Here is a 24727-nt window from a genome sequence, read left to right on the forward strand (position 1 = left end):
TTAGAGTTTCGTAGAGTTTCAGATAAATTAGAGTAGCGTCTTGCTATCTACCAAAATTTTTTCGGGTTAATTTTGTTCCGAATCTGCGATGCTTTGAAGAAGGGACTGTGGTAAGGGACGAATTTCTTTTAAAATTATAATATTATAAAATATCAAATGAATAGGGAGTATTTGTATGGCATCTATACAACCAGTTGTACTTTTTTTTGTATTCGGAGTTTTGGCAGGTGTAATCAAATCTGACCTAAAAATTCCTGAGGCTCTATATAAGAGCTTAAGTATTTTTCTGTTGATCGCCATTGGTTTTAAAGGCGGTGTGTCGATGGCCAAGTATGAAATCATGGAGGTGCTGCCTGTCGCGCTTTCCATGGTTGTTTTATCAGCACTCATTCCACTGACAGCTTACCCGATTTTAAGGTACCTAGGTAAATTCACCCAGGCTGATGCGGGCGCTATTTCCGCGCATTATGGCTCGGTGAGCGCGGTAACTTTCGCTGTGGGCGTGGCCTTTCTGGCTGCAAAGGACGAGCCTTCCGAGGGTTATATGGTGCTGATTATGGCGCTGATGGAAATACCAGCGTTGGTAACTGGTACGATCTTGGCACGTGCAGGTGCGGGCGGTGAAAAAACCCAATGGGGCAAGTTGATGCACGAAATCTTGACCGGTACCAGCCTGTATCTCTTGGTAATGGGTGTAATCATTGGTTATTACGCTGGTATGGTGAAGCTGGTATCACCATTAGACAAAATGTTCATGGACTTGTTTATGGGTGTGCTGGCCTTCTTCCTATTGGAAATGGGCTTGCTGGCAGCGGCGCGACTGAAAGTGGTTGCCGCAAAAGGTGTGTTCATAATTAGTTTTGGTATACTTTTCCCGATGTTGATGGGAGCGTTCGGCGCTTACTTGGGCTGGATATTTGGCTTGTCGGAAGGCGGCACGATGTTATTGGCTGTCTTGTACGCCAGCTGTTCTTATATCGCTGCGCCTGCAGCCATGCGTCTTGCGGTACCCGATGCGGATCCAGCACTTTCATTAGGAGCTTCTCTCGGCGTGACTTTCCCGTTTAACATTTTTATTGGTGTACCGATTTACTGGGAAATGTCGCATTGGTTCCATAGTATCGCAGTTTAAAAACAATTGAATTTAATGAATGTTTATTGATGGGAAAAATTTATGAATAACACAATAGCAATGAAACGATTTGAGATTGTTATCGGAGTTGAACAACTCGAACGATTGACCGAATTGTTAGAAAAATGCTCAGTGCGTGGTTACACTATTCTTAAAAATGCAGGCGGACTCGGGTCACGCGGTATACGAGACCCCGGTGATGTTTTGATGGAACAAGAAAATGTCATGGTTGTTCTTGCTTGTAAAGAAGACCAAGCACAAAAAGTACTTGATGAAATTAGACCTGCGCTAAAGAAGTTAGGCGGTATGTGCCTGATTTCCGATTGCAATTGGGTTGAAGGGCCGGCAGTTTCTTATTAATTCCGGATTCTTTTAGATCCTTTGTATCGTTCTGTAATACGCGCAATAATTTTTTAGTTGTGAATTGCGCGTATTACAGAATTTTTCGTTTAAAAGCTAGGTGATATGTGATGTGAAGTCACTAATGCAATATCCATCCAATCACACATATTACTTTCTATAGTCTGCGCAAGATTTAAGGATTCTTTATCGTTTAATCCCATGTCTGGCACAGATTAGTATTCCAATACAGAAGTTCACGCACATTTGTCTGTATAATCCCGTTTCCCAATTTTGATAAGAAAAGCCGGATCTACGGGACACAATAAAAGTAACTACCGGTGAGTCTTCCTGGTAAATTTCTGACTACCTGAGATCTACGCAACCGTTACCCAGCACAGTTCGCTACATGCAAAAAACCACCCCTCTGTTACTGCGTGTTATTCGCATGGTCCGCTTGCTGTTCCAAATTGCTTCAGGATTACTGCAGTCCATTGTCTATCCGTATTTTCCACAGAATATTCAGCGCCGTATGATGCAGAATTGGGCAGCCGGTTTACTATCTATTCTCGAAATCAGGCTGCATTGTTATGGCAGTTTGCCGGCAGCGGAAGTGCCGCGCGTGTTGTTTGCTGCTAATCACGTATCCTGGTTGGATGTTTGTGTGCTGATGACAGCTTGTCCGACTCGTTTTGTGGCCAAAGCAGAAATCAGTAAATGGCCGGTATTGGGTTTGTTGAGTCGAAATGCTGGCACATTATTTATTGAACGTGCAAAACGTAGCGACACCTTGCGTATCAATCAGCAAATCAGCGAAGTATTGGAACAAGGTGAGCGGGTCACCGTATTTCCCGAGGGCACGACAACCACTGGTATGCAATTAAATCATTTTCATGCGTCATTGCTGCAATCGGCAGTAACCTCCGATGCATTACTTTATCCCGTGGCCATTAGTTATCGTAATAGCGCAGGCGATATCTGCCAGGAGGCTGCTTATATAGAGCCTTCTCTGGTCTTGTCGTTACAGAGAATACTGAGCCAGGCAAGCATTGATGTTAATTTGACTTTTAATCTGCCGATTCAATGTGGTTTGAAGAATCGACGGGAATTGGCACGCTTATCGGAACAAGCGATCGCTGATACGCTGATGCTACCTATTACGCACAAGGAAGCTGAAAAACTCTCCGGTCTTCCAGACGAATAGCAGTCAGTTGTCCGCCCCAGACACAACCAGTATCCAATGCAATCAAGTTATCTGTGATGCGCAGCCCTAATGCCGACCAATGGCCACAAATAATAGTTTTTTCCTGACTAGCTCGTTGCGGAACGTTAAACCACGGCACATAGCCCGGCGGGATGGATTGCAGATCACCTTTAAAAGAAAAATTCATGTTGCCTGCTGCAGTGCAGATACGCATTCGCGTCATGGCATTGATAATTACCCGCAAGCGGTTATAACCGGTCCATTCATCTTGCCAGTAATTGGGTTCATTGCCATACATCTGCGAGAAAAATTCCTGATAATTATCTTGACGCAAAGCATGCTCGACTTCTCTTGCTAATTGTTCAGCTTGCGCAACTGACCAGCATGGCAACAAACCGGCGTGTACCATGGCATACTGCCCTTGTGTATGAAGTAGCTTCTGCTGCCGCAACCAATGTAGCAATTCATCCCGGTCGGGCGCATCCAAGATAGGCTGAATTGTGTCACTGGAATGGCTTTTTGCGATGCCTGTTGCAACTATCAATAGGTGTAAGTCATGATTGCCCAGCACCATGATCATCGCATCGCCTGCTTGTTTGATATAACGCAATAGGGATAATGAATCAGGGCCACGATTGACGATATCCCCAACCAACCACAACTGATCCTGTGCAGGATCAAACTGGATTAAATCAATAAGCCGTTGGAATGCAGTAAAACAGCCTTGTAAATCACCGATTGCATAAGTTGCCATCTTTGGGTTATCGCTGGGCGAATGTAACGTTACATTGCTGTTTTAGTAATAGAGTATATTAGCGTAGTCCAAGCACATCCTGCATATCGAATAAGCCATTGGGTTTGTCTGCCAGAAAACGCACCGCGCGCAATGCGCCCATCGCAAAGGTCATGCGACTATTGGCTTTATGAGTGATTTCCACGCGTTCGCCGATACCGGCAAATAGCGCGGTATGATCACCCACAATATCACCTGCACGGATGGTCGCAAATCCGATGGTTCCCGGGTTTCTCTCACCGGTTACGCCTTCACGTCCGTAAATTGCCACTTTACTCAAATCTCTTCCCAAGGTTTCCGCGATTACTTCGCCCATACGCAGTGCGGTGCCGGATGGTGCATCCACTTTGTGCCGGTGATGTGCTTCGATAATTTCAATATCGTAGCCTTCATTCAGGACTTTTGCGGCAATCTCCAGTAACTTGAAAGTTACATTCACGCCAACACTCATATTAGGTGCAAATACAATAGCAATATCCTTGGATGCTGCTTTGAGGTGGGCTTTTTCTTCAACCGAAAAACCGGTGGTGCCGATCACCATTTTTACGCCAGCTTTAAGACAAGCGGAAAGATGAGCCAATGTGCCTTCCGGGCGGGTGAAGTCAATTAATTGATGGCAGCTTTCTAAGGCACTAGAAAAGTCGCTCACTATAGGGGTGCCACAACTGGCGCCTATTAATTCTCCTGCGTCTTTATTCAGATAGGGGCTGCCAGCTCTTTCGAGTGCGGCAGCGAGCTGCATATCGGGCGCTTGAGTGACTGCTTCCAGCAATGTTCGACCCATACGTCCAGAGCTGCCTGCGATAGCAATATTTTGAATTATCATTTTGTTTTCGCTTGGTTTTAAATTTAAAGAAAGAATTAGTATCAATGACCAGCTTTCTTAGCTTCCGCATCGTCAGACTGAGTTTTTTCTGCATCAGGGCTAGCCTCGGCTGGCTTCGGTTTGACGGGATCCTTAGAGAAAGATAAATGATTCTCAATATTCACCAAGATGTCATTTTCAAAAAAAACGGTCATTCTTTTTTGTTCGATTAATTCTCCCTTCTCACGAAATAAGTAGACGTAATCCCATCGGTTATCACGGAAAGCATCCATAATTAGTGGTGATCCTAAAACGAAGAGTACTTGGGATTTAGTCATGCCAGGTTTTAATTTTTCTATCATTTCTTCTGAAACAACATTGCCTTGCTGCACATCTATCCTGTAGAGAATGGCAGGCAGGAATGAACACCCTACCAACAACAGGCACGTAAGCAGTGCGAAAATTTTTGCGACCATTTTGTTAATATTATATGTTTCCAAAGTGAACACAGCACTATATGATACAGTAAATAATTTTACGAACAGAGAGAACCATGGGTAACTTCAACGATCTGAAAAGTAAAGATCTCAAAAATATTGGCCTAAAAACAACACTGCCAAGGCTCAAAATACTGAATTTGTTCGAGCAAAGCAGCGTACGCCACCTATCTGCTGAAGATGTTTATAAAGTATTGATCAGTGAAGGTGAAGATATCGGATTGGCTACTGTCTATCGTGTTCTAACACAATTTGAACAAGCTGGATTGTTGGAGCGGCATCATTTTGAAAGTGGAAAAGCTGTTTTTGAGCTGAAAGGTGATGGTCATCATGATCACTTGGTTTGTTTGCAGTGTGGCCGTGTTGAAGAGTTCTATGATGCAGAAATAGAGAAACGCCAAACAGCCATTGCGAAAGATCGGGGATTTACGCTGCAGGAACATTCATTGTCGCTCTATGCGGATTGCACTAAACCAAACTGCCCTCATCGAAAATAACAAAATGCCAGTGATCGCTACCCGCTATTTCCCTATTTTTAATTTTTCTTTAGCGCATAGCGCATGTTGCAGGAAGATAGGTTCAGGAATCGTGGTGTTTGTTCTTTTGACGTTCACACACACTGTTCATGCCGAAAATAACGATTTTGGTGAGTGCATTGCTCGAATTAAATCACAAGCCAAAGCCGAAGGTATTTCTGATAGAACAATCAGCAAGGTACTGGATAAAGCCAAATACATGCCGCGTGTGATTGAACTGGACCGGCGCCAACCGGAATTCACGCAAACATTTGCAAATTACTTTAACACACGGATCAATGAAGAGCGTGTTCAGCGTGGCCGGGAATTATTGACCAAATATCGTACTTTACTGAATCAGATTCAGCAGGAAACGGGTATTCCGGCACAATATCTGGTTTCATTCTGGGGTCTGGAAACTAACTACGGCGGGCATTTTGGCGACTGGTCAGTGGTCGATTCATTAGCCACGCTTGCCTGTGATCCGCGTCGCAGCACCTTTTTCACACAGGAATTGTTCAATGCCATGCGCATTGTTGATGCGGGAGATATCTCGCCGGAACGGATGATCGGCTCATGGGCGGGAGCCATGGGGCATATGCAATTCATGCCATCGACTTTCTTGCGCTATGCCAAAGATATCGATGGCGACGGGCGTCGTGATCTGTGGGGCAGCATCCCGGATGCCATGGGATCTGCAGCAAATTTCTTACGGCAATTGGGTTGGGTGCCTGGTTTAGACTGGGGACGGGAAGTCCGGTTGCCACCAGCTTTTGATTATTCGCTGGCAGGGCGTGATCAAATGCTGAGTGAGGCGGAATGGGCAAAACTGGGTGTTACCACGGCCGCTGGAACGCCATTAGTTCCTACTGAACAAAAAGCCGCATTGCTCGTTCCTTCAGGCCATCAAGGACCCGCTTTTTTGGTTACCAAGAATTTTTATGTGATTATGCGCTGGAATCGCTCGGAATTTTATGCGCTGTCAGTCGGGCATCTGGCAGATCGCATTGCCGGCGCGGCCGCATTACATCGTACACCACGGGCTGATACGGAAAAAATATCCCGCGAACAAGTACGCCAGCTTCAGATGGATTTGTCTACACTGGGTATTGATGCCGGTGACGCGGATGGTGTAATGGGTTCAGTTACCCGTCAAGCAATTAGCAGTTTCCAGAAAAATACACAGCGTATTGCGGATGGTCATTTGGATGCAACATTATTGATGGCTATTCGTGAAGCGGCCAGTATGGTGCGCTAACAAGCTATTGAGAAAAGTATTCGAGGCAGCCGATTTAAGTCAATAGATGCTTAATAGCTTCCTGCTCAGCAATCAATTCCTGATAGCTTTTTTGTATTCTTTCTCGATCTGACTGAGTTATTTCTAATCCTTCGACAATTTTATACTGGCCGTTCTTGCAAGTGACTGGGTAACTGAAGATAACCCCTCTGGGTATGTCGTAGCATCCATTGGCTGGTACGCCCATAGATACCCAATCACCTTCTGGAGTACCAAAAATCCAACTCTGCATATGATTGATGATCGCATTGGCCGCGCTGGCTGCGCTGGATTTTCCACGACGCGCCTCAATAATCGCCGTGCCGCGTTTTTGCACTGTGGGGATAAAGTGATTTTCAACCCAAGCTGCATCGCTTATTAGCGATTCCACCTTGTCATTGCCAACGGCTGCATGGCTTAAATCAGGAAATTGCGTATTGGAATGATTGCCCCATACGATCATTTTTTTTATGTCTGACACAGGGACATGGAGTTTCAGTGCGGCTTGAGACACTGCGCGATTATGATCAAGCCTTAACATCGCCGAGAAATTCGCGGGATCCAGATCGGGTGCGTTTTTTAAGGTAATGTAAGCATTCGTATTGGCAGGATTGCCGACGACTAGTACTTTGACATGTCGCTTGGCAGCGACGTTAAGCGCTCTTCCTTGCGCGATGAAAATAGGGCCATTGGCTGCGAGGAGATCCTTGCGTTCCATATTCTCGCCACGCGGCCGGGCACCTACCAGCAGGGCAATGTCCACATTATCAAATACAACTTCTGGATTATCGGTAGTGATAATTTCAGTTAATAATGGGAAAGCACAGTCATATAACTCCATGACGATGGCCTCGAAAAACGGCTGCGCATCAGTAATGTCGTGCAACTGCAGAATGACCGGTTGGTCTTTGCCAAACATGTCGCCAGCTGCAATGCGAAATAGCAAGCTATAACAAATCTGTCCAGTTGCACCGGTGACAGCAATACGAATAGGCGATTTCATTTTTTCCAATCCTCGAGAATCCGCCAATAGCTTAGGAGATTGGCGGTATATGGGGAAAAGTGAACGAATTATACTTGCAATCAGGGGCTCGCGGAAGAGCAAGTTTGCTTGAGGAAAAATAAATGCGATAGGGTGTTGATTGCAGATTGAAATACAAAAGAGTATCTGGGAAATAAAGGAATTTGTACTGCTACAAAATTTTTCAGAATCTCATGTAATGATACGAGCCTCAATCAATGATAAGCGCGCGTACATTGAACTTGCATCATGATTTGTATTGCGTATGATGCTGAAGTTGAATAACTGAAAGGAGATGCTATGAGTACAGTAAGTTTCCCCGCTTCTATTTCTACTCCCGCTACATCGATTGACGAAGTGATCGCGCAATTAACAGCCATCATTGAATGGTCCAAACAAAATAATTCTCGCATCGGTCACTTTGCAGCGTTGTATCGCAAAGTGACCATCCAAGTTAAGAAAGGCAGTACAGACAATTTCTTTGACGATGGCCCGCGTATGGAACGGCTCGATATCATTTTTGCCAATCGCTACATTCATGCGTGCTATCAATATCAAACCGAACAAACGCCGACCCAATCCTGGGTGCGTGCATTTAATGAGACCGAACACTGGTGGCCGATTGTATTACAGCATTTGCTGATCGGCATGAACGCGCATATCAACCTGGACTTGGGAATTGCTGCGGCAGAAACAGTTCCCCCAGGAGAGCTACCCGGTCTCTAAGGTGACTTTGATAAGATCAATGGCGTACTTGCTGGCCTGGTGGGTGACGTACAAAAGGAACTGGCGGAAATATGGCCTCTCCTGAAATTGCTCAATAGTGCTCTGGGTAGCGTGGAAACAGCGATCATCAATTTCAGCATGGAAAAAGCCCGTGATGCCGCTTGGTCATTCGCAGAAAAATTATCTCCATTACCCGAAGAACAACGCCAGCAAGCGATCATCGACAAAGATGAAATGATCGCATTATTCTCCCGTGTGATTTCTCATCCGGGCTATTACCCATCCCTGATCATCGGAATCATTCGCCTCGGGGAACGGGGAACGGGGAACGGGGTACGACACGTCAGCGTATTGAAATTTTGGAATGATGGGTTCGTAATGCTCACTAAAATCCGCCATGTATATCCGTAAACACAGCATTTTCCCCGAAGAATTTCCGGAATCCTGGGCCTCTGATTGGGGCGAGGATGAATTCGGTCTATGGATGGCGTTTACCTACAAAGGCGTGCGGCAGGCGTTTCGTTGGTGTGAACCGGGGATGTTTTTGATGGGATCGCCGGAAAATGAACCGGAACGGGAATCGTTCGGTAATGATGAAACTCAACATCAAGTCACTTTAACCAAAGGATTCTGGATTGCTGATACGACGGTGACACAAGCGCTGTGGGAAGTAGTAATGGGGGATAATCCCAGTCATTTTAAAGGGGAAGAACTTCCAGTAGAGAAAATCAACTGGGAGGAAGCCCAAGCCTTTATAGCCAAAATGAACGGCCTGAAAGCAGAGTTGAAATTATGCCTGCCGACCGAAGCACAATGGGAGTACGCCTGCCGTGCCGCGAGTACTGCACCATTTTGTTGGGGAGATCAGATTGATTCAACGTTGGTTAATTTTGATGGAAATTATCCATACAACAATGGCAGTCCGAGCGAATATCGGGAACAGACTATCGCAGTCAAAGAACTGTACTGTAACGACTGGGGCTTGTACCAGATGCACGGTAATGTGTGAGAGTGGTGCCAGGATCGGGTTGGAGATTACCCGGCGGAGCCGGTAATCGATCCACAAGGGCCGGAATCAGGCGACTCCCGCGTGCTGCGCGGCGGCTCTTGGAGCGACCGCGACTGCGCCACTGGGTTCCGTCTTGCCCGAGGTCATGAGCTCAGGTAGGTTGCAATACCCGGAGGGCATTGCATCAGTCCAGTGGAGCAGGCCAGCAGCCGACTGGCAGCTGCGCGGCGGAGCGCGCGGGGGACAGGCGGGGGATGGACTGCGGGGTGAGTTTTGCATGCTGTTGACACAAAATTTCTTGAAATGAAAACTCCATTTCTTAACTAAGGGCTAGTTAATGGTTGATCACATTAAAGTGTTTGTTTCCTATTCCTGGCGTATCGAAGATGAAACCGGGATTGTAGGTGAATTAGAGGCGCAATGCCGAGAACGGAATATTTTTCTTGTTCGGGATAACAAGAAATTGCAGCATGGTGACTTGATTCGGGAATTTATGGACAAGCTGAGTGGAAGCGAACGTATTATCACTGTGTTCAGCGATGCCTATTTCAGATCCAAGTGGTGTATGTATGAATTGCTGGAAACTTGGCGGAAAGGTGACTTCAAAGATCGCACTCATCCGATCAAAGCTGATGATTGTAATTTACAGAATGATAATTACCGGATCGAATTGACAGATTTCTGGGAAGAAAAATATCGTACTGCAGACGCAAACTTGAAGGGACGCGACCCTATAGTGTTTACTAAGGAATATGAGCAAGTTGAGATATATCGAGATGTTTATCAAAATATAAATAAACTACTGAATTTCGCAGCAGGTCGCGTAACGACGCCACTGGAACAATTAAGAAAGGAGGATTACGCGCAATTACTAGATTTAATCCAACCTAAACAAGCTGGCCGATCCTATCCATCGGATGATGATTTCCTGGAAGAAATCAAAGAAATTCTGGCGCAGGATTTAAAAAAATCAGAATTATTCCGGGATCATGTGATCAAGAACTGTGACTTGGATTATACCGATGCTGCTGGACTGCATGGGTATTTGGTTGATGAATGCCTGAAAGGCGAATTCGTACAGATCATCCAGAACTTGCAATCGGCTTTTGTCGACAGTTATGAAGAATTGGAAAGTTCGGATATCTTGGCAATCAGAAAGTTGTATCAAGCTGCCGAGGACACTTTGTCCAAGCTCGTATTGTTCAATGTAAAAAATGACTGGATGGCCCAATACTGTCATGAACGAAGTCAGAATAATCAACACGACCACCTATTGCCGGACATGAGCTTTGGCAGTGTTGAGGTAGTAATTTCTCGTGAAGCACAAACCATTCCCCGCTTCCAGTTTGGGCGGCACGATTTGAATCTGCAAGGTGCAAAAGGAGTGGCATTGGAATCTGGTATCCGGTCAAAGGATATCGTGCGGGATATCATTAAGAGATTATTCCATCGCGTCATGGAGCAAGAAATATCCAGTCAGTTGGATGAAGAGAAGGCTATCGGCATTCTTCAAAGAACCATTCAGCAACGTAAACAACATAAAAACCTGAAGCTCAGAAAGAATTATTTTCTATTGATTCCAAGCGATTCCAGTTCACCATTAGCAGACGTAACAGTACAGAAAGAACTAAAAAGATTACTACCGGATTTGTCGTTTATTCGGATTAAATCTGGCAAGGTTGAAGAAACCTTTATCGTTGAAGACGCTGATTTGATGGTCGCGATCAGTGAGTTTTATAAAACCCTAGAAGAGCATAAACCCCAATGAATCCAGAAATTCTCCAGAAAATCAGTACTGATGTTGCCAAACTCGACGAGGCACTTACTAAACTTGAACTCAATTTGCCGGAATACGGTTCATGGCCGCAGTCAGTGCATCAGTTTGACGAGAAAAGTATCAATGTGTTGAAAACTGCTTTGGCGGCTCGCCGTCCGGTGTTGTTGCGTGGTGATCCGGGAACGGGTAAAAGTCAATTGGCGCATGCGGCATCGGTGGTTTTGGGGCGATTGTTTGTGTACGAAGTAGTGAATGCGCATACCGAAGGCCAGGATTTGTTGTGGAAGTTTGATGCGGTGAGTCGTTTGGCGGAAGCGCAGACGATCAAGGCTGGTGATGATAAAAGAGCCATTCTTGATACCCAGCGCTTTATTTCACCGGGGGTACTGTGGTGGGCGTTGGATTGGGAGGCTGCGCACAAGGTTTACGAAGATAGCCATTATCAATTGTCATTGCCGGAAAGACCGCTAGGTTGGCAGCAAGCGCATGGCAGCGTGATTCTGATCGATGAAATCGATAAGGCGAATGCTGAATTGCCGAATAGCTTGCTGGAAATTCTGGGTAACAACGCGGTCGAGATTCCTTGGCTGAATACGACGATAGGCGGTAAGGGCAATTTGCCGCCACTGGTGATCATTACCACCAATGAAGAGCGCGAATTGCCATCGGCTTTTGTACGCCGTTGCCTGGTATTGAATCTGGATTTGCCCAAGGATGATAAAGCGTTGATTGATTTGCTGGTGGAACGCGGAAAATTGCATTTTGGCGACCAATGCAGTCCGGATGTTCGTTCTAAAGCTGCCGGACAATTGGTCAAAGATCGTGTCATGGCTAAAGATAAAGGTGTTACCCCGCCTGGGCAAGCGGAGTATCTGGACATTCTGCGAGCATTGTCGGTGTTGGCAAAAACAGAAGATGCACAACTCAAACTGTTGGATAAGATCAGCGAGTTTGCCTTGCGCAAATATCCAGTGATGCATGACAAGTGACGTTTCCGACCCAGTGATAACGCATAAGTTTGTGCGCAGTAAGAGCGCATTGGGCCGTGCTGACCTGTTATGGGGTTTTGACTCAGTAGATCCCAGTCAGCATCAACAGATTGCTGAAATACTAGGGTTTGAGAAACATGAAGTGTTACGTCAGGATGTAGCCTACAAAGATCAATCGCAAATAAATCAACAGAAACTAGAAGAGTTTGACAGCAATAGTGTCATTGATCCGGAGCCACCAACAGATGAGGGATCATTCAAATCTGCTTCAACCTCTTCTTCCTATTACCGCATCACGTCACGATCAATAGATCAAACGGAGAATCAGGCAGAAACCACCGAACTAAATCTTCCGGCTTGGTTTACCGAAGCTTCTCCTACTTTGCTGGAAGAAACTAAAACACGAATTCCCAGCATGCATCAAGTAAAGCCACTGCACACTGAATTGACAGCATGGTCACGCTTATTGCCATTCTTGCAGAAAATTCTTGGCAACCGTGTCGAAGGTCGGCGACCCGACACGGCGCGTTTGGTGAAACAGGCGGCGCAGTACGAAATGATTCGAAAGATCCCCCGCAAGCAACGGTTTTACTGGGCTATCAAGGCACAGGTGCTGATCGATATCAATGACGATAACTTTCCGTATCGCCGTGATTTCTTGCATTTGCGGGATCGGCTGCTACAAGCGCGTGGTAACGAAGGATTGGATGTGCAATATGTTTACGATGAGCCGGGTAGCTATGTTGTGCGCTATCAGCAACAGCGGGAATTCATTGAGCCGTGGAGTTCACCCGAGCAAGGTACGCCAATCTTGATCCTCAGCGATTTGGGCATGCATTCCCAATCACGTCAAACCCTTTATGGTTGGTTGGCATTCGGACAAATGCTGAATGCGCAAGGGTTTCGTGCAGCAGTTTTGATGCCGGTTGCCGAGCGCCACATCGATAACCGCTTGTTGCGTTTTTTTGATTGTATCGTATGGGATAGAACGAGTCGACTCAAGCTGATCAAAGGTGATTACCAGGCCGAAAAAGACAAATGCAATCATCCGGAAAGTATCGACGAATTGTTGTCTTACTTTTTTGCCGTCGTGCGTGCTGATAGCGGTTTATTGCGTACTGTGCGCAATTTGTTGCCAGGAGGGTATGACATCGGACATGAAGCCGCGATCTGGCGGCATGCGGCGGTCGTCAGCGAAGGCGACGAATGGGGGTGGCAGGCCGGTAGCAAGTCCAATTATCTCGAACAAGCACAACGTTTGATCGATGCATTGTCGTCGGAGCAGAAGCTAAAGTTGGTCGAATTAATCGGCCGCTATCACGCGCTGTATCCCGACGAATTGTATTTTGAAGCGATGTATAGCCTGAAACTGCTTGGGTTGGAATTGCCGGTTGAAGTCGAGAAAGCAACGGAGCAATTCATGCAGGATATGGTGAAAACCTATCAAGTCAATTTAGATAACAGTTTGTTACATGCTTGGGTAAAACGCCATCTGGTGCGGTATGAAGTCAAGACGATCCGTCAAGAACACCGCTATTGGTGTGCATTCATGGCATTTGCCAAGAAGCGAGATGAACAAAAAACGGGTGTTACCACCAGTGAGTGGCCGAGTGATTTGTCTGATGCGGAGAAGGAAGAAGCCTGGTTGTTCCTGAACGCGACGCAAGCCGTGCGGATTTATCATTTTCGGCAAGTGGGTGAAAAGTTGGCACTGATCCCGGAAAAAATAGAAATACCTCAGCCGGATACTTTTCAAACTGCAATGCAAGACGATTGGAGTGTAAACGCACAATCAGGTACCACTTTACTGACGTTAAACCTAACCGATACGCACATTTTCCACACCCATACCGATCAGCGCGGCGAACAGCATATCGTCAGTTTGAATCTTGGTCAGGCCGGAGATCAAACCTTTCAGCTCCTGGCAACCGGGCAGCATACATTCCAGATTGGGTGGGAACGTATTACTGTTGATGTCAAATCAGCGCAGCAGCAGAAAGAAGACTGGATGGTATTTATGGGAAGCGGCAGTGAAGGAATTTATGCCGAATCAAAGGATCAACAAAATAATATCTATCGGTGGTATTGGCATCCTCCTTTCTTGATTTCTAGAACAGGATTGTATCCGGGGTTTTGGAGTGGTCAATCGCCCCAATCACCTAGTTTAAAACCTGATTGGGCTGATGGCGCAGGTCGAGATGAATACGGTCTTTATGCTGATGTGATCGTCAAAGACATCCTATTGCGTTTCCGCTGGATCGAACCCACCAGTTTCCTGATGGGATCTCCAGAAGATGAGGCAGGCCGCTATAGTGACGAGACTCAGCATCCTGTTATTCTCACCCAAGGCTACTGGCTGGCGGAAACTGCCTGTACTCAGGCGTTATGGGAAGCCGTAATGCGCAGTAACCCCAGCGAGTTCAAAGGTGGAATGAGGGCGGTAGAAAATGTCAGTTGGAATGAAATTCAGAATTTTCTTGAGCAGCTCAACAAACAGCACTCTGAACTGAATCTGCGTTTACCCACCGAAGCCGAGTGGGAAAATGCCTGTCGGGCGGGGACAACCGGCGCGTTTAATTTCGATGGTGAGTTGTCGCTTGATAAGGTGAATTATCGCGGCACTTGGGAATATGAATCGGACAAATGGGGAGAAGGTACTTTAAAGGAAACAGCCGATGTTAAAAGTTACTCACCGAATGCATGGGGTTTGTACCAGATGCAGGGCAATGTGTTGGAATGGTGCCTGGATTGGTTTGGAGATTATCCGGCGGAGCCGGTAATTGATCCAACAGGCCCGGAATCGGGCGACTCCCGCGTGCTGCGCGGCGGCTCTTGGCGCCGCGACGGCAGGCACTGCCGTTCTGCTTTCCGCTATCTCCGCAATCCGTCGGTCCGCCACAACGACTCTGGGTTCCGTCTTGCCCGAGGTCATGAGCTCCAGTCAGTCAGGACAGTTCGAGCAGGCCAGCAGCCGGATGGCAGCCACGCTGGCGGAGCGCGTGGGGGATGGACTGCGGGGTGGGAAAGAGCAGAAGGGTATACTGGATCAGTTTAAATATTTAATGAAGTGATGAAATACAAGTTCTTTGCCATTCCTGCCCGTGCTCCCGATTCATCCACAGAAGAACTGAATGCTTTTTGCAGTCAACACCGTGTCAGTTTTGTGGAGAAACACTTGGTTGTTGATGGTGTCAATAGTTTTTGGTCAATCTGTGTGACCTGGCTGGACGGCGAAGCCGCGCCTTCTGCCAGTATTCAGAAAAAATCATCAATAGATTACAAGCAAGTGCTGAGTGAAACGGATTTTGGTTTGTATATTGAACTGCGTAATTTGCGCAAGGAGCTTGCTGACAGTTATGGTGTGCCACCGTATGCCTTGTTCACCAATGAGCAATTGGCCGCGATGGTGGAACAACGGATTCGCAATAAAACCGCATTACAGGCCATTCCGGGTGTTGGAAAGTCACGGGTGGAAAAATATGGCGAGCAATTTCTGCAAAAATTGACCGAATTTTGGGAACGAGATGTACCGGAAGGCGACGATGAAGCGCATTCGGATCGATCTTGAACAGATTGCCGGTCATGCCAATCTGACGCTGGCGTTACACAAAGCTGCCAGCGGCAAACGCCACCGCGATCCAATCAGCCGGTTTCTTCAACAAGCTGAGAAAAATCTGAATCAGCTAGCCCAGGCTATTCTGGATGGTCGAATGCCTTACGGGGATTTTCGTTCTTTTATCATTCATAATCCGAAACGGCGCACCATTCATGCTGCTTGTTTTGAGGACCGGGTTTTTCATCATGCCCTCATCAATCTGGCCGGGCCGGTATTAGAGCGCGCCATGCTGTCAACCAGTTTTGCTTGCCGCCCGGCCTTGGGTGTGCACCGGGCGGCAGATTCGGCACAGCAGTCTATCCGCCGGTATGGATGGTACGGCAAGATAGACATTGACAGTTATTTTGCCTGCATCGACCAGGATATTTTATTGTCGACACTGTTGCGTCGCTTCAAAGGGCAAGCATTTGAATCGCAGTTGCAGCGTCTGCTGGCTTGCTACCATACTCGACCCGGCAAAGGCTTGCCGATTGGTTCGCTGACCTCGCAATATTTCGCCAATTATTATCTGGATGGGCTGGATCGGTTGCTGAATGAATCGCCGGAAGTGCGCGCGCATGTGCGCTATATGGATGATATCGTGTGGTGGTGTGACGATAAGCAACAAGTGCAAGAGATTTTACTCCGGGTGCAGAACTGGCTACATGAACAGCGTCAGCTTACGGTCAAACCCAATTGGCAAATCCAGCAGAGCGATCAGGGTATTCGTTTTTGTGGTTATCGCATTCTGCCGGGTGTCATGCGAATGAGCATGCGCCGCAAACGCCGTTATCAGCAGCGCCGCTTGTACTGGGAACACCAATGCCGGCAGGAATGGATTACTCCGGCACAGTTGCAAACGGCCTACGCCGCCGTACACTCAATCACTCAGGGAACGGACAGCCTGGGCTGGCGGCGAAGGAATTTGCTGCAACACCCTGCGCTGGTTGTGTAGAATGATGATGGGTGAAGGTCGAAAAGGCGACTCCCGCGTGCTGCGCGGCGGCTCTTGGAACAACAACGGCAGGAACTGCCGTTCTGCTAACCGCAATCACAACGATCCGTCGAACCGCAACAACAACACTGGGTTCCGTCTTGCCCGAGCTCGACACGCTGTTGGAATGAGCGTGAATGACCAGACCTTTATCCAGCTCAATTTGATGGTTGATTGACAAAAAGCAAGGTCGCCGGATGCGCTAGTAATGCGGATGGATGTTCGTGTGAACGCCCGCCGGTTGATCGTTTTATAAAACTGAAGAAATAAATTCTTTATGATCCATATCCGCAAGCACACCATTTTCCCCGAAGAATTCCCGGAAGCCTGGGCATCTGATTGGGGCGAGGATGAATTCGGGCTGTGGATGGCATTCACCTACAAAGACGTGCGGCAGGCGTTTCGTTGGTGTGAACCGGGAACGTTTTTGATGGGGTCGCCACCAGATGAGCCGGAACGCTATGATGATGAATTGCAACATCAGGTGACTTTAACCAAAGGGTTCTGGATTGCGGATACTACGGTGACGCAAGCGCTGTGGGAAGTGATGATGGGGGAAAATCCCAGTGAATTTAAAGGGGAAGAACTTCCAGTAGATAGCGTCAACTGGGAGGATGCTCAAACTTTCATTACCAAAATGAACGGCCTGAAAGCAGAGTTGAAATTATGCCTGCCGACCGAAGCGCAATGGGAATACGCCTGCCGTGCCGAGAGTGCTACGCCATTTTGCTGGGGAGATCAGATGGACTCAACGTTGGTTAATTTTGATGGAAATTATCCATACAACAATGGCAGTCCGAGCGAATATCGGGAACAGACTATCGAAGTCAAAGAACTGCATTGTAACGATTGGGGCTTGTACCAGATGCACGGTAATGTGTGGGAGTGGTGCCAGGATCGGTTTGGAGATTACCCGGCGGAGCCGGTAATCGATCCACAAGGGCTGGAATCAGGCGACTCCCGCGTGCTGCGCGGCGGCTCTTGGAGCGGCTACGGCGGGCGCTGGCGTTCTGCTCGCCGCGATCGCCACGCTCCGTCGGGCCGCGACAACCTCACTGGGTTCCGTCTTGCCCGAGGTCATGAGCTCAGGTAGGTTGCAATACCCGGAGGGCATTGCATCAGCCAGTGGAGCAGGCCAGCAGCTGACTGGCAGCTGCGCGGCGGAGCGCGCGGGGGACAGGCGGGGGATGGACTGCGGGTCCTATCAGCGCTTAAGAGGCCTTTGAAGGGCACCTCTAAAAATCCAAATTTCGTCACAACACTCTGTTGCTCACAAAAAATGTTTCCTTACATATCAATCATATGCTGCGTAACCATTTTTTGCTCGCGCCTCGTTTTGTTTGGAACTTTAAATTTTTAGAGGCGCCCTGAAGAATTGTCATTTCGAGCATGGCGAGAAATCTGTGTAGTTGATTCCCAAAGATTCCTCACTTTATTCGGAATGACAAAAGCGGATTATTCAGAAATTCGTTAAGGAAGCGCTGATTAAGTCCTTCGACAGGCTCAGGACGAACGGTAATATATTGATTACGTTCGTGGTGAGATTGTCGAACCATGAATGTAATCAACTTAATCAGAATTTCCTTAACTATCTCTTCTGTTTTGCGATGCCACGGGCATTTAAAACAAAATTCACATGCGGTTCTGATAAAAAAGGTCAAATGAACCGTTAGGTCCATTTGACCGGGAAGTATCTCAAACTTTATCGTCAAAAGTTGGAGAACGTAGCAGAAGTAGGAGAGAGAGTGTTCTGCAGTACGTTAGGAACAGTATCCAGTAATTGCTCTGTTGTGTATGTGATTTTTGTCACAACACTGCGCGGGATTCCGGGTGATGGCTTGCGGGCAATACGATATAACAGGAAAATGTTAGCTGTGCAATGTAATTGTCACTGCATTGCTTGTGATAGGATTTACGGATTATTTGCTTAAATACTGGTTTCAAAAAAACGACCCTGGTATTTCACCAGGGTCGTTTGGATAACAAGCTTTAACATTTTATCTGCTCATTATAGTTTTTGCTTATGCAAAATAAAATGCTCATTCATTTGCTTCTTTAGCTTGTTGCAAATGCTTCAGAATCGACTCTCTATGAAATATTAAAGAATCAACAGCAGAAACACTTATTTACCGTTTTTCCCCGCAGCTTCTTGTTTATTTTTTTCTAGTTCGGCATCAGACAATGCACTGTCTCTTTCTTTATATAGACTTGGTGGGTATTGACCTGGTTTGCCCTCGCCTTTACACCCGGTCAACATGATGGCTAACAGTACAACTGCAATTAGTGAATATTTCATGACAATCTCCTTTGTAATAATATCAAATGATGTTAATGGATATATTCAGCGTTACGTTGAAACTCAATCAGCTACAAGTCACATACCTAGTCTACAATCTCTATCTGGAATAAAATTGCAGTTCCAAAGACAGAAAATATGCTTTTAGAAGACTATCTATTTGTACAAACTTAATCTTCTAAAAGGATAGGATATGATTTTTGAAGTAATTAAGTGATGTAACTAAGAATAAGCGATAACACTTACTCCGATTTAAGGATAACATTAAAAATGTTAATTATGTGTGAATTTAAATGCAACAGATAGGCGTGTAGTGATTGAAAGGGTGCAATGATTGAGCACTAAAATTTGATGCTAGATTCGCGGAATACATCGATAAAAAATGAAGTGTACGGCTGACCTCCTGTTCTTATTGATGATTTGTCAAAAATGGCTTGTCTAAACCGCGATAGTTTTGCCATGACCGCTTGCCAGATAGCTTTCCGATTGCATTTCCATCAAGCGGGAAATCGTACGCTCAAATTCAAAACTGACATCGCCTCCGGTATACAGTGATTGGGGTGGTGCAACGGCCGAGCAGAGGAATTTGACGCCATGTTCGTAGAGTGCATCGATAAAATTCACAAAGCGCTTGGCCTCATCGCTGTTCTCCCTGCTGAATTGCGGGATCGCGACCATGATGACAGTATGATAGGTTCTGGCGATAGCGAGATAATCTGCTGCTCCCAATGGATTTGCGCATAGGCGCTTAAACGAAAAGACCGCAACCCCGCGTGCTGCTTTAGGGACAAACAGCGTGCGTCCTTGCACATTCAACACTTCGCTGGGCACTTTCGCCCGGTCTTCAATACGGCGGTCGGTCAGACGGAAAAAAGTTGTTGATAATTGGGCTGTGGTTTCTGCATTTATAGGGAAATAATACGTTTCTGCGCCTTTCAAACGGTTGTAGCGATAATCTACCGGCCCCTCAAGTGGAATAATTTCAAGTTTTTCCTTGATTTGCGCAATGAAAGGCAGAAAGCGCTGGCGATTCAAACCATTCTTGTAAAGATCATCGGGGGGGCGATTGGATGTGGCGACCACAATCACGCCTCGGGCAAACAGTTCCTTGAACAATCGTGTCAGAACCATGGCATCGGCAATGTCAGTGACTTGTAATTCGTCAAAGCATAACAGTGTTGCTTCACTGGCTATTTGCCGTGCGATGGATGGCATTGGGTCATCATCATTAGCACGGCTACCGTGTTGTGCGCGTTCCCGCACGGAAAGATCATGCCATTCCTTAAGCCGGGCATGGATGTCCAACATGAATTCATGAAAATGCACCCGTCGCTTTGACGCAATCGGAGCGACGGAATAAAACAAATCCATTAACATAGATTTGCCGCGACCGACACCGCCATAGAGATAAATACCTTTTGGGGCAGGTTTGTCATTGCCTGGCCAACGAAAGATACCGGCAGGAAACCAGCTTTTGAACGTGAAGCCATCGCGTTTATTTCCGATTGCCGGGTAATTGATGAGCTCGCGGTGTAATCGTTCTAATACAGCGACTGCTTTGACTTGATCGTCATCTGGTTTTAATTCGCCCGCTTGCATCAGCGTTTGGTATTCTGCTTCCGGGCCTGTTTTGTCTAAATTCTGTTGCATGGTCGATTATTTGGCAGAAGTTGCAAATTTTGCTTGCCCGGCAAGCCAGACCAGTATCAGAACAGGTAGGCCCAAAAGCGCCGTGGCGATAAAGAAATTTTCATAGCCATAAGCGTCAACAAATTGGCCGCTGAAACCGGCGATGAATTTGGGCAGCAACAGCATCACCGAGCTGAATAAGGCATATTGGGTGGCCGAGTAGGCGGAATTGGTTAAGCCCGACAAGTAAGCAATGAAAGCGCACGAAGCAATACCGGCAGACAAATTATCCGCTGAAATGGTAAAAATCAATCCGCTGACATCGTGACCGCGTCCCGCCAGCCAGACAAACAACAAATTGGTTGCAGCGGACAACACCGCACCCAGGAACAACGTGCGCATAATGCCGATTTTCAGGGTCAGCACACCGCCAATCGCCGCGCCGGCGATGGTCATGATCACGCCATACACTTTTGAAATCGTGGCGACTTCATCTTTGCTGTAACCCATATCCACATAGAAGGGATTGCTCATTACACCCATTACCACATCGGATATGCGATAAATGGCAATCAAGCCTAAGATCAGCAAGGCTTGCCGGCCATGGCGCACGATAAAGTCGCGAAAAGGGGCGATCAGTGCGCCGTACAGCCAGATCAACATGGCCCTGATGCGCGGATGAAGGTTCCAATGTGCAATCGCTTGTTGTGCAATTGCTTCATTTTCTGAAATGAGTTTGCTGTATGGAACATCCGGTTCGCGAATGATCAACGTCGAGATAATGCCGACTGCCATGCTGGCAGCCATTATCAGATAAGCGAAGCGCCATGGCGCATGGTCGTAGGCATCAGCAGAAAGATCCACCGCCGCAGCGATCCACAGCACACCCGCCGAGGCCAGGATCATTGCGATGCGGTAACCGGCTTGATATGTGGCGGCCATAGCCCCTTGCAATTCAGCTGCAACGGCTTCGATACGATAGGCATCAAGTGCAATATCCTGCGTGGCGGAAGCAAAGGCCACCGCGAGTGCGAAAAATACCATCTGTGTCAAATTCACAATGGGGTCTGTACTGGCCATCCCTACCAATGCAGCGGTAATGATAATTTGTGACAGCAACAACCACGCACGGCGCCGTCCCAGCAGTTGCGTCAACAGCGGCAGGGACAGCCGATCCACTAACGGCGACCACAGCCATTTGAAACTGTACGCCAAGCCGATCCAACTGAGATGTCCAATTGTAGTGCGGTCGATGCCCGCTTCGCGCAACCAGAATGATAGTGTGCCGAGTATCAGCAACAGCGGAAGCCCGGCAGAAAATCCCAGCGACAGCATGCCCAGTACGCGAGGATGGGTATAAACGCGCAATGCCTGCAACCAACCGGAAAATCCTGTGGATTTCATAAGGTGTGATCGTAGTCGATAATTAACGGCGCATGATCGGAGAAACGTTCCGTTTTAAAAATGGAAACATTGCGCGCTTTTTGCGCAATTGCTGGTGTGGCGATCTGATAATCAATTCGCCAGCCCACATTCTTCGCCCAGGCTTGTCCGCGATTGGACCACCAGGTGTATTGATCGGCTTCCGGATTAAGCTGCCGGAACACGTCGACAAAACCGGTATCATCTAAAACATTGGACAACCAGGTACGTTCTTCGGGCAAGAAACCGGAATTTTTCTGATTGGCGCGCCAGTTTTTCAGATCAATTTCCTTGTGTGCGATATTCCAGTCGCCGCACAAAATAATTTCCCGACCGCTGGCGATCAGTGCTTTCAGTACCGGAAAGAATTTTTCCATAAAAAAGAATTTCGCGACCTGACGGTGCTCGCCGCTGGACCCGGATGGCAGGTAGAGTGAAATGATGCTCAAGTTACCAAAATCCGCCTGAATAAAACGGCCTTCCGCATCAATTTCCGGGATTCCGACGCCTTCGATGATGTTATCCGGTCGCTTGCGGCAATAGATACCGACACCGCTATAGCCTTTTTGCACCGCGCAATGAAAGTAACCGTGATAACTGTCGGGCGACAGCATATCCCCGGAAAGATCGGGCAATTGCGCTTTTAATTCCTGCACACACACAATATCCGCCGATTGTGCGGCCAGCCATTCAAAAAAGCCTTTTTTTGCCGCCGCGCGAACGCCGTTCAGGTTAAGCGTTATAATTTGCATATCTTTATTTTTGGATTGATCAAGTTTATGTCCGATTTCCGGCAAGCATTTATTCAGTTTGCTATTGAACGCAATGTGTTGTGCTTTGGTGAATTTAAAACCAAAGCAGGGCGCATGTCCCCTTATTTTTTTAATGCCGGCTTATTTAATGATGGCGATTCACTGCGTAAGCTGGGGCAATTTTACGCCAAAGCGATTGTCGCTGCAGCGCTTCCGTTTGATATGCTGTTCGGCCCCGCTTACAAGGGAATTCCGCTGGTCAGCACAATTGCGATCGCGCTGGCAGAAATGGGTCACAACTATCCATTCTGTTTTAACCGTAAGGAAGCCAAGGATCACGGCGAAGGCGGCGTGTTGGTCGGTGCGCCGCTGAAAGGACGGGTGTTGATTGTTGATGACGTGATTTCTGCGGGTACTTCAGTGCGCGAATCGGTCGATCTGATTAAAACCTCGGCTGCAACGCCAAGCGGTGTCGTGATTGCGCTTGATCGGATGGAACGAGGGATCGGGGAGCTATCAGCGGTGCAGGAAGTGCAGCAAATGCATGGTCTTTCGGTAACTTCTATTATTAACCTGGATGATTTAGTTGAATATTTACAAAATCATCGAGAGCTTGAATATAATCTCCGTGATGTGGAGCGCTATCGTGCGCAATATGGAATCAAATAATCGTTGGCTTTGCCAGTAGTACTCTCTCGAGGTCTCGAATTACAGTCACGTGAAGATTACAAACAAGGTTGGCGCTAACAAAAGGCATTGCGCTACATCTACGCTCGGTGTAATCCCGGTGATTGTGCGCATTGGCGTTATTGAGTAAATATCAATTGAAAGGATCGGTATAGAACCTTTCACTTCGAAGTTCAGAATGCTTGAAAACTGATATCGAGAGATTTTGGTTTTCAGTTATTACCATTCAAACGAGGCGATATGGAATGAGAGATATCAATATCTTATGGATAGCATTGTGTAAAAATAATAAAAATGCGCAGCCTATTTTTTCTAGGAAAAACGAAATAGCTGTCCACAAAATTTACTCGGTCGATACGAATCAAATCACATGCACCATTACAAAAAACAAACCCAATCTGATTTGTTTCGATTACGATTTTCCTGACGTGCCCGGCTTACAATTGCTCAGGCAGATTCGATTGGATCACCCAGGCATCCCCGTCATCATGTTGACTCTTCAACACAATGAGAATTTAGCGGTTTGGGCATTCAGAACCGGTGTTAGAAACTACCTGATAAAGCCTCTTGAAGCAGAATCGGTCATCGAAGAAATTAACCAACTTTCCATTCAACTCAGATTTCGGTCTACTAAGCCGCGAGTAAATCTCCTTAGACGTTGTCAGATCCCCAAAGAATTTCATGGTAGTCCTACAGCGCTTCTATCGAAACGCACAATTCAAGCCATTAATTATGTACAAGCGCATTTTCAGGAAAAAATCATCGAGAAAGAAGTGGCATCCATCTGCGGAATGAGTATTTTCACTTTCAGCAGAATTTTTCGCAATGAACATAACATTACTTTTCGTGAATTTCTGATAAAACATCGAATCATGCAGGCCAAAGAATTCCTGCACAATCCGGAAATAACCATTACCGATGTCGCGCAACTAAGCGGATTTGCTGATGCGTCCAGCTTTGCACGCTTGTTTCGTCGCTATATTGGCATGGCACCGTCGTGCTATCAGAGAAAACATATTAACTGAATGAGCTACATCGATAGCTATTTGAAAAATGATGGGTATTCCAAGCTTCATGTAGATGTCTGCAAAAAAATCCTAGTAGAAAAGCAAAAAAATCATATTCACTCAATTCGAACAAGTATAGAGTGAACCTGCTTTAGCGCTTAATCAATCTATAGTGGACCCTCCTTTCAGGACAGTAAATTAAGATGGTATCCTGCTAAGAAGGAGCAGGAAATGACGGGAATAAAGCGAAAGAATTTTACGG

Annotated in this window: 24 protein-coding genes and 1 pseudogene; 17 read left to right on the plus strand and 8 right to left on the minus strand. The window is 46.8% G+C overall.

The features are described 5' to 3' along the window. Positions 1 to 175 precede the first annotated feature (175 nt). The 3 genes from ACH10T_RS06555 to ACH10T_RS06565 all read left to right on the plus strand — a co-directional run bounded on the left by ACH10T_RS06555 (position 176) and on the right by ACH10T_RS06565 (position 2675). Positions 176 to 1132, plus strand: a complete 957-nt coding sequence (locus ACH10T_RS06555; protein ID WP_394808510.1) for a sodium-dependent bicarbonate transport family permease — start codon at positions 176 to 178, stop codon at positions 1130 to 1132. A gap of 42 nt (positions 1133 to 1174) precedes the next feature. After that, the gene (locus ACH10T_RS06560; protein WP_394808511.1) at positions 1175 to 1492 is read left to right on the plus strand and encodes a P-II family nitrogen regulator; all 318 of its coding nucleotides are present in this window, start codon (positions 1175 to 1177) and stop codon (positions 1490 to 1492) included. Positions 1493 to 1880: 388 nt separating this feature from the next. Beyond that, on the plus strand, positions 1881 to 2675 hold the full coding sequence (locus tag ACH10T_RS06565) for a lysophospholipid acyltransferase family protein (protein ID WP_394808512.1): 795 nt from the start codon (positions 1881 to 1883) through the stop codon (positions 2673 to 2675). Here the strand turns inward: ACH10T_RS06565 and ACH10T_RS06570 are convergent. The 3 genes from ACH10T_RS06570 to ACH10T_RS06580 are packed head-to-tail and all read right to left on the minus strand — an operon-like array spanning position 2629 to position 4749. Continuing rightward, positions 2629 to 3429, minus strand: a complete 801-nt coding sequence (locus ACH10T_RS06570) for a symmetrical bis(5'-nucleosyl)-tetraphosphatase (protein ID WP_394808513.1) — start codon at positions 3427 to 3429, stop codon at positions 2629 to 2631. The two genes, ACH10T_RS06565 and ACH10T_RS06570, sit on opposite strands and share 47 nt — an antisense overlap. A 58-nt stretch (positions 3430 to 3487) precedes the next feature. Continuing rightward, complete coding sequence (gene dapB / locus ACH10T_RS06575) at positions 3488 to 4294, minus strand: 4-hydroxy-tetrahydrodipicolinate reductase (RefSeq protein WP_394808514.1); 807 nt, start codon at positions 4292 to 4294, stop codon at positions 3488 to 3490. A 41-nt stretch (positions 4295 to 4335) separates the two neighbouring features. Further along, entirely contained in the window at positions 4336 to 4749 is a 414-nt protein-coding gene (locus tag ACH10T_RS06580; RefSeq protein WP_394808515.1) for an outer membrane protein assembly factor BamE, read from the minus strand. 77 nt (positions 4750 to 4826) lie between these two features. Between ACH10T_RS06580 and fur the strand changes: the two genes are divergently transcribed. Together fur and ACH10T_RS06590 are read left to right on the plus strand one after the other, a co-directional pair. Then, complete coding sequence (fur, locus tag ACH10T_RS06585) at positions 4827 to 5267, plus strand: ferric iron uptake transcriptional regulator (protein WP_394808516.1); 441 nt, start codon at positions 4827 to 4829, stop codon at positions 5265 to 5267. Between the two features lie 106 nt (positions 5268 to 5373). Next, positions 5374 to 6543 carry a lytic murein transglycosylase gene (locus ACH10T_RS06590; RefSeq protein WP_394808517.1) on the plus strand — a complete coding sequence of 390 codons (1170 nt, stop codon included), beginning with the start codon at positions 5374 to 5376 and terminating at the stop codon, positions 6541 to 6543. A 34-nt stretch (positions 6544 to 6577) separates the two neighbouring features. Here the strand turns inward: ACH10T_RS06590 and ACH10T_RS06595 are convergent, their stop codons facing one another. Continuing rightward, a complete protein-coding gene (locus ACH10T_RS06595; protein WP_394808518.1) occupies positions 6578 to 7564 on the minus strand; it encodes a malate dehydrogenase in 987 nt (328 codons plus the stop codon). Between the two features lie 318 nt (positions 7565 to 7882). Between ACH10T_RS06595 and ACH10T_RS06600 the strand changes: the two are divergent. From ACH10T_RS06600 to ACH10T_RS06645, 10 genes and pseudogenes are all read left to right on the plus strand, one after another. Beyond that, positions 7883 to 8719, plus strand: a pseudogene (locus tag ACH10T_RS06600) (DUF5995 family protein). Continuing rightward, positions 8706 to 9317 (plus strand): formylglycine-generating enzyme family protein, encoded by a 612-nt coding sequence (locus ACH10T_RS06605; RefSeq protein ID WP_394808519.1) that lies wholly within the window; start codon positions 8706 to 8708, stop codon positions 9315 to 9317. Before ACH10T_RS06600 ends, ACH10T_RS06605 begins: the two are co-directional and overlap by 14 nt. Before the next feature lie 145 nt (positions 9318 to 9462). Further along, complete coding sequence (locus ACH10T_RS06610; RefSeq protein ID WP_394808520.1) at positions 9463 to 9624, plus strand: hypothetical protein; 162 nt, start codon at positions 9463 to 9465, stop codon at positions 9622 to 9624. Positions 9625 to 9654: 30 nt separating this feature from the next. After that, on the plus strand, positions 9655 to 11085 hold the full coding sequence (locus tag ACH10T_RS06615; protein WP_394808521.1) for a toll/interleukin-1 receptor domain-containing protein: 1431 nt from the start codon (positions 9655 to 9657) through the stop codon (positions 11083 to 11085). Continuing rightward, positions 11082 to 12083, plus strand: coding sequence for an AAA family ATPase (locus tag ACH10T_RS06620; RefSeq protein ID WP_394808522.1), 1002 nt, complete (start codon positions 11082 to 11084; stop codon positions 12081 to 12083). The genes ACH10T_RS06615 and ACH10T_RS06620 overlap by 4 nt, the downstream gene beginning before the upstream one ends. Further along, positions 12073 to 15138, plus strand: coding sequence for a formylglycine-generating enzyme family protein (locus ACH10T_RS06625; RefSeq protein WP_394808523.1), 3066 nt, complete (start codon positions 12073 to 12075; stop codon positions 15136 to 15138). The genes ACH10T_RS06620 and ACH10T_RS06625 overlap by 11 nt, the downstream gene beginning before the upstream one ends. A 15-nt stretch (positions 15139 to 15153) precedes the next feature. Next, complete coding sequence (locus ACH10T_RS06630) at positions 15154 to 15651, plus strand: HRDC domain-containing protein (RefSeq protein WP_394808524.1); 498 nt, start codon at positions 15154 to 15156, stop codon at positions 15649 to 15651. Beyond that, complete coding sequence (locus ACH10T_RS06635; protein ID WP_394808525.1) at positions 15626 to 16633, plus strand: reverse transcriptase domain-containing protein; 1008 nt, start codon at positions 15626 to 15628, stop codon at positions 16631 to 16633. The genes ACH10T_RS06630 and ACH10T_RS06635 overlap by 26 nt, the downstream gene beginning before the upstream one ends. Position 16634: 1 nt before the next feature. Continuing rightward, positions 16635 to 16850: a formylglycine-generating enzyme family protein gene (locus ACH10T_RS06640; protein ID WP_394808526.1), complete on the plus strand. Its 216-nt coding sequence runs from the start codon at positions 16635 to 16637 to the stop codon at positions 16848 to 16850. A 189-nt stretch (positions 16851 to 17039) separates the two neighbouring features. After that, positions 17040 to 17765, plus strand: a complete 726-nt coding sequence (locus ACH10T_RS06645; RefSeq protein WP_394808533.1) for a formylglycine-generating enzyme family protein — start codon at positions 17040 to 17042, stop codon at positions 17763 to 17765. A 1029-nt stretch (positions 17766 to 18794) separates the two neighbouring features. Here ACH10T_RS06645 and ACH10T_RS06650 read toward each other — a convergent pair. The 4 genes from ACH10T_RS06650 to ACH10T_RS06665 form a co-directional block, all read right to left on the minus strand. Further along, a complete protein-coding gene (locus ACH10T_RS06650) occupies positions 18795 to 18968 on the minus strand; it encodes a hypothetical protein (protein ID WP_394808527.1) in 174 nt (57 codons plus the stop codon). Between the two features lie 438 nt (positions 18969 to 19406). Further along, the gene (zapE, locus tag ACH10T_RS06655) at positions 19407 to 20618 is read right to left on the minus strand and encodes a cell division protein ZapE (RefSeq protein WP_394808528.1); all 1212 of its coding nucleotides are present in this window, start codon (positions 20616 to 20618) and stop codon (positions 19407 to 19409) included. Positions 20619 to 20624: 6 nt separating this feature from the next. Next, positions 20625 to 22001: an AmpG family muropeptide MFS transporter gene (locus tag ACH10T_RS06660; protein ID WP_394808529.1), complete on the minus strand. Its 1377-nt coding sequence runs from the start codon at positions 21999 to 22001 to the stop codon at positions 20625 to 20627. Beyond that, on the minus strand, positions 21998 to 22771 hold the full coding sequence (locus ACH10T_RS06665; RefSeq protein WP_394808530.1) for an exodeoxyribonuclease III: 774 nt from the start codon (positions 22769 to 22771) through the stop codon (positions 21998 to 22000). Before ACH10T_RS06665 ends, ACH10T_RS06660 begins: the two co-directional genes overlap by 4 nt. 27 nt (positions 22772 to 22798) lie before the next feature. Between ACH10T_RS06665 and pyrE the strand changes: the two genes are divergently transcribed. Next, complete coding sequence (pyrE, locus tag ACH10T_RS06670; protein WP_394808534.1) at positions 22799 to 23440, plus strand: orotate phosphoribosyltransferase; 642 nt, start codon at positions 22799 to 22801, stop codon at positions 23438 to 23440. 263 nt (positions 23441 to 23703) lie between these two features. Then, positions 23704 to 24483, plus strand: a complete 780-nt coding sequence (locus ACH10T_RS06675; protein ID WP_394808531.1) for a helix-turn-helix domain-containing protein — start codon at positions 23704 to 23706, stop codon at positions 24481 to 24483. The last annotated feature ends 244 nt before the right edge of the window (positions 24484 to 24727 follow it).

Origin of the sequence: Nitrosomonas sp. (genome assembly GCF_043753625.1) — a bacterium.
In the GTDB taxonomy this organism is placed as follows: domain Bacteria; phylum Pseudomonadota; class Gammaproteobacteria; order Burkholderiales; family Nitrosomonadaceae; genus Nitrosomonas.

What these genes read in the sequence shown, in the direction of transcription:
- ACH10T_RS06555 (WP_394808510.1), top strand. Translation starts at nt 176, where the DNA reads ATGGCATCTATACAACCAGTTGTACTTTTTTTTGTATTCGGAGTTTTG.
- ACH10T_RS06560 (WP_394808511.1), top strand. Translation starts at nt 1,175, where the DNA reads ATGAATAACACAATAGCAATGAAACGATTTGAGATTGTTATCGGAGTT.
- ACH10T_RS06565 (WP_394808512.1), top strand. Translation starts at nt 1,881, where the DNA reads ATGCAAAAAACCACCCCTCTGTTACTGCGTGTTATTCGCATGGTCCGC.
- ACH10T_RS06570 (WP_394808513.1), bottom strand. Translation starts at nt 3,429, where the DNA reads ATGGCAACTTATGCAATCGGTGATTTACAAGGCTGTTTTACTGCATTC.
- dapB (WP_394808514.1), bottom strand. Translation starts at nt 4,294, where the DNA reads ATGATAATTCAAAATATTGCTATCGCAGGCAGCTCTGGACGTATGGGT.
- ACH10T_RS06580 (WP_394808515.1), bottom strand. Translation starts at nt 4,749, where the DNA reads ATGGTCGCAAAAATTTTCGCACTGCTTACGTGCCTGTTGTTGGTAGGG.
- fur (WP_394808516.1), top strand. Translation starts at nt 4,827, where the DNA reads ATGGGTAACTTCAACGATCTGAAAAGTAAAGATCTCAAAAATATTGGC.
- ACH10T_RS06595 (WP_394808518.1), bottom strand. Translation starts at nt 7,564, where the DNA reads ATGAAATCGCCTATTCGTATTGCTGTCACCGGTGCAACTGGACAGATT.
- ACH10T_RS06605 (WP_394808519.1), top strand. Translation starts at nt 8,706, where the DNA reads ATGTATATCCGTAAACACAGCATTTTCCCCGAAGAATTTCCGGAATCC.
- ACH10T_RS06610 (WP_394808520.1), top strand. Translation starts at nt 9,463, where the DNA reads ATGAGCTCAGGTAGGTTGCAATACCCGGAGGGCATTGCATCAGTCCAG.
- ACH10T_RS06615 (WP_394808521.1), top strand. Translation starts at nt 9,655, where the DNA reads ATGGTTGATCACATTAAAGTGTTTGTTTCCTATTCCTGGCGTATCGAA.
- ACH10T_RS06620 (WP_394808522.1), top strand. Translation starts at nt 11,082, where the DNA reads ATGAATCCAGAAATTCTCCAGAAAATCAGTACTGATGTTGCCAAACTC.
- ACH10T_RS06625 (WP_394808523.1), top strand. Translation starts at nt 12,073, where the DNA reads ATGACAAGTGACGTTTCCGACCCAGTGATAACGCATAAGTTTGTGCGC.
- ACH10T_RS06630 (WP_394808524.1), top strand. Translation starts at nt 15,154, where the DNA reads ATGAAATACAAGTTCTTTGCCATTCCTGCCCGTGCTCCCGATTCATCC.
- ACH10T_RS06635 (WP_394808525.1), top strand. Translation starts at nt 15,626, where the DNA reads ATGAAGCGCATTCGGATCGATCTTGAACAGATTGCCGGTCATGCCAAT.
- ACH10T_RS06640 (WP_394808526.1), top strand. Translation starts at nt 16,635, where the DNA reads ATGATGATGGGTGAAGGTCGAAAAGGCGACTCCCGCGTGCTGCGCGGC.
- ACH10T_RS06645 (WP_394808533.1), top strand. Translation starts at nt 17,040, where the DNA reads ATGGCATTCACCTACAAAGACGTGCGGCAGGCGTTTCGTTGGTGTGAA.
- ACH10T_RS06650 (WP_394808527.1), bottom strand. Translation starts at nt 18,968, where the DNA reads ATGAAATATTCACTAATTGCAGTTGTACTGTTAGCCATCATGTTGACC.
- zapE (WP_394808528.1), bottom strand. Translation starts at nt 20,618, where the DNA reads ATGCAACAGAATTTAGACAAAACAGGCCCGGAAGCAGAATACCAAACG.
- ACH10T_RS06660 (WP_394808529.1), bottom strand. Translation starts at nt 22,001, where the DNA reads ATGAAATCCACAGGATTTTCCGGTTGGTTGCAGGCATTGCGCGTTTAT.
- ACH10T_RS06665 (WP_394808530.1), bottom strand. Translation starts at nt 22,771, where the DNA reads ATGCAAATTATAACGCTTAACCTGAACGGCGTTCGCGCGGCGGCAAAA.
- pyrE (WP_394808534.1), top strand. Translation starts at nt 22,799, where the DNA reads ATGTCCGATTTCCGGCAAGCATTTATTCAGTTTGCTATTGAACGCAAT.
- ACH10T_RS06675 (WP_394808531.1), top strand. Translation starts at nt 23,704, where the DNA reads ATGAGAGATATCAATATCTTATGGATAGCATTGTGTAAAAATAATAAA.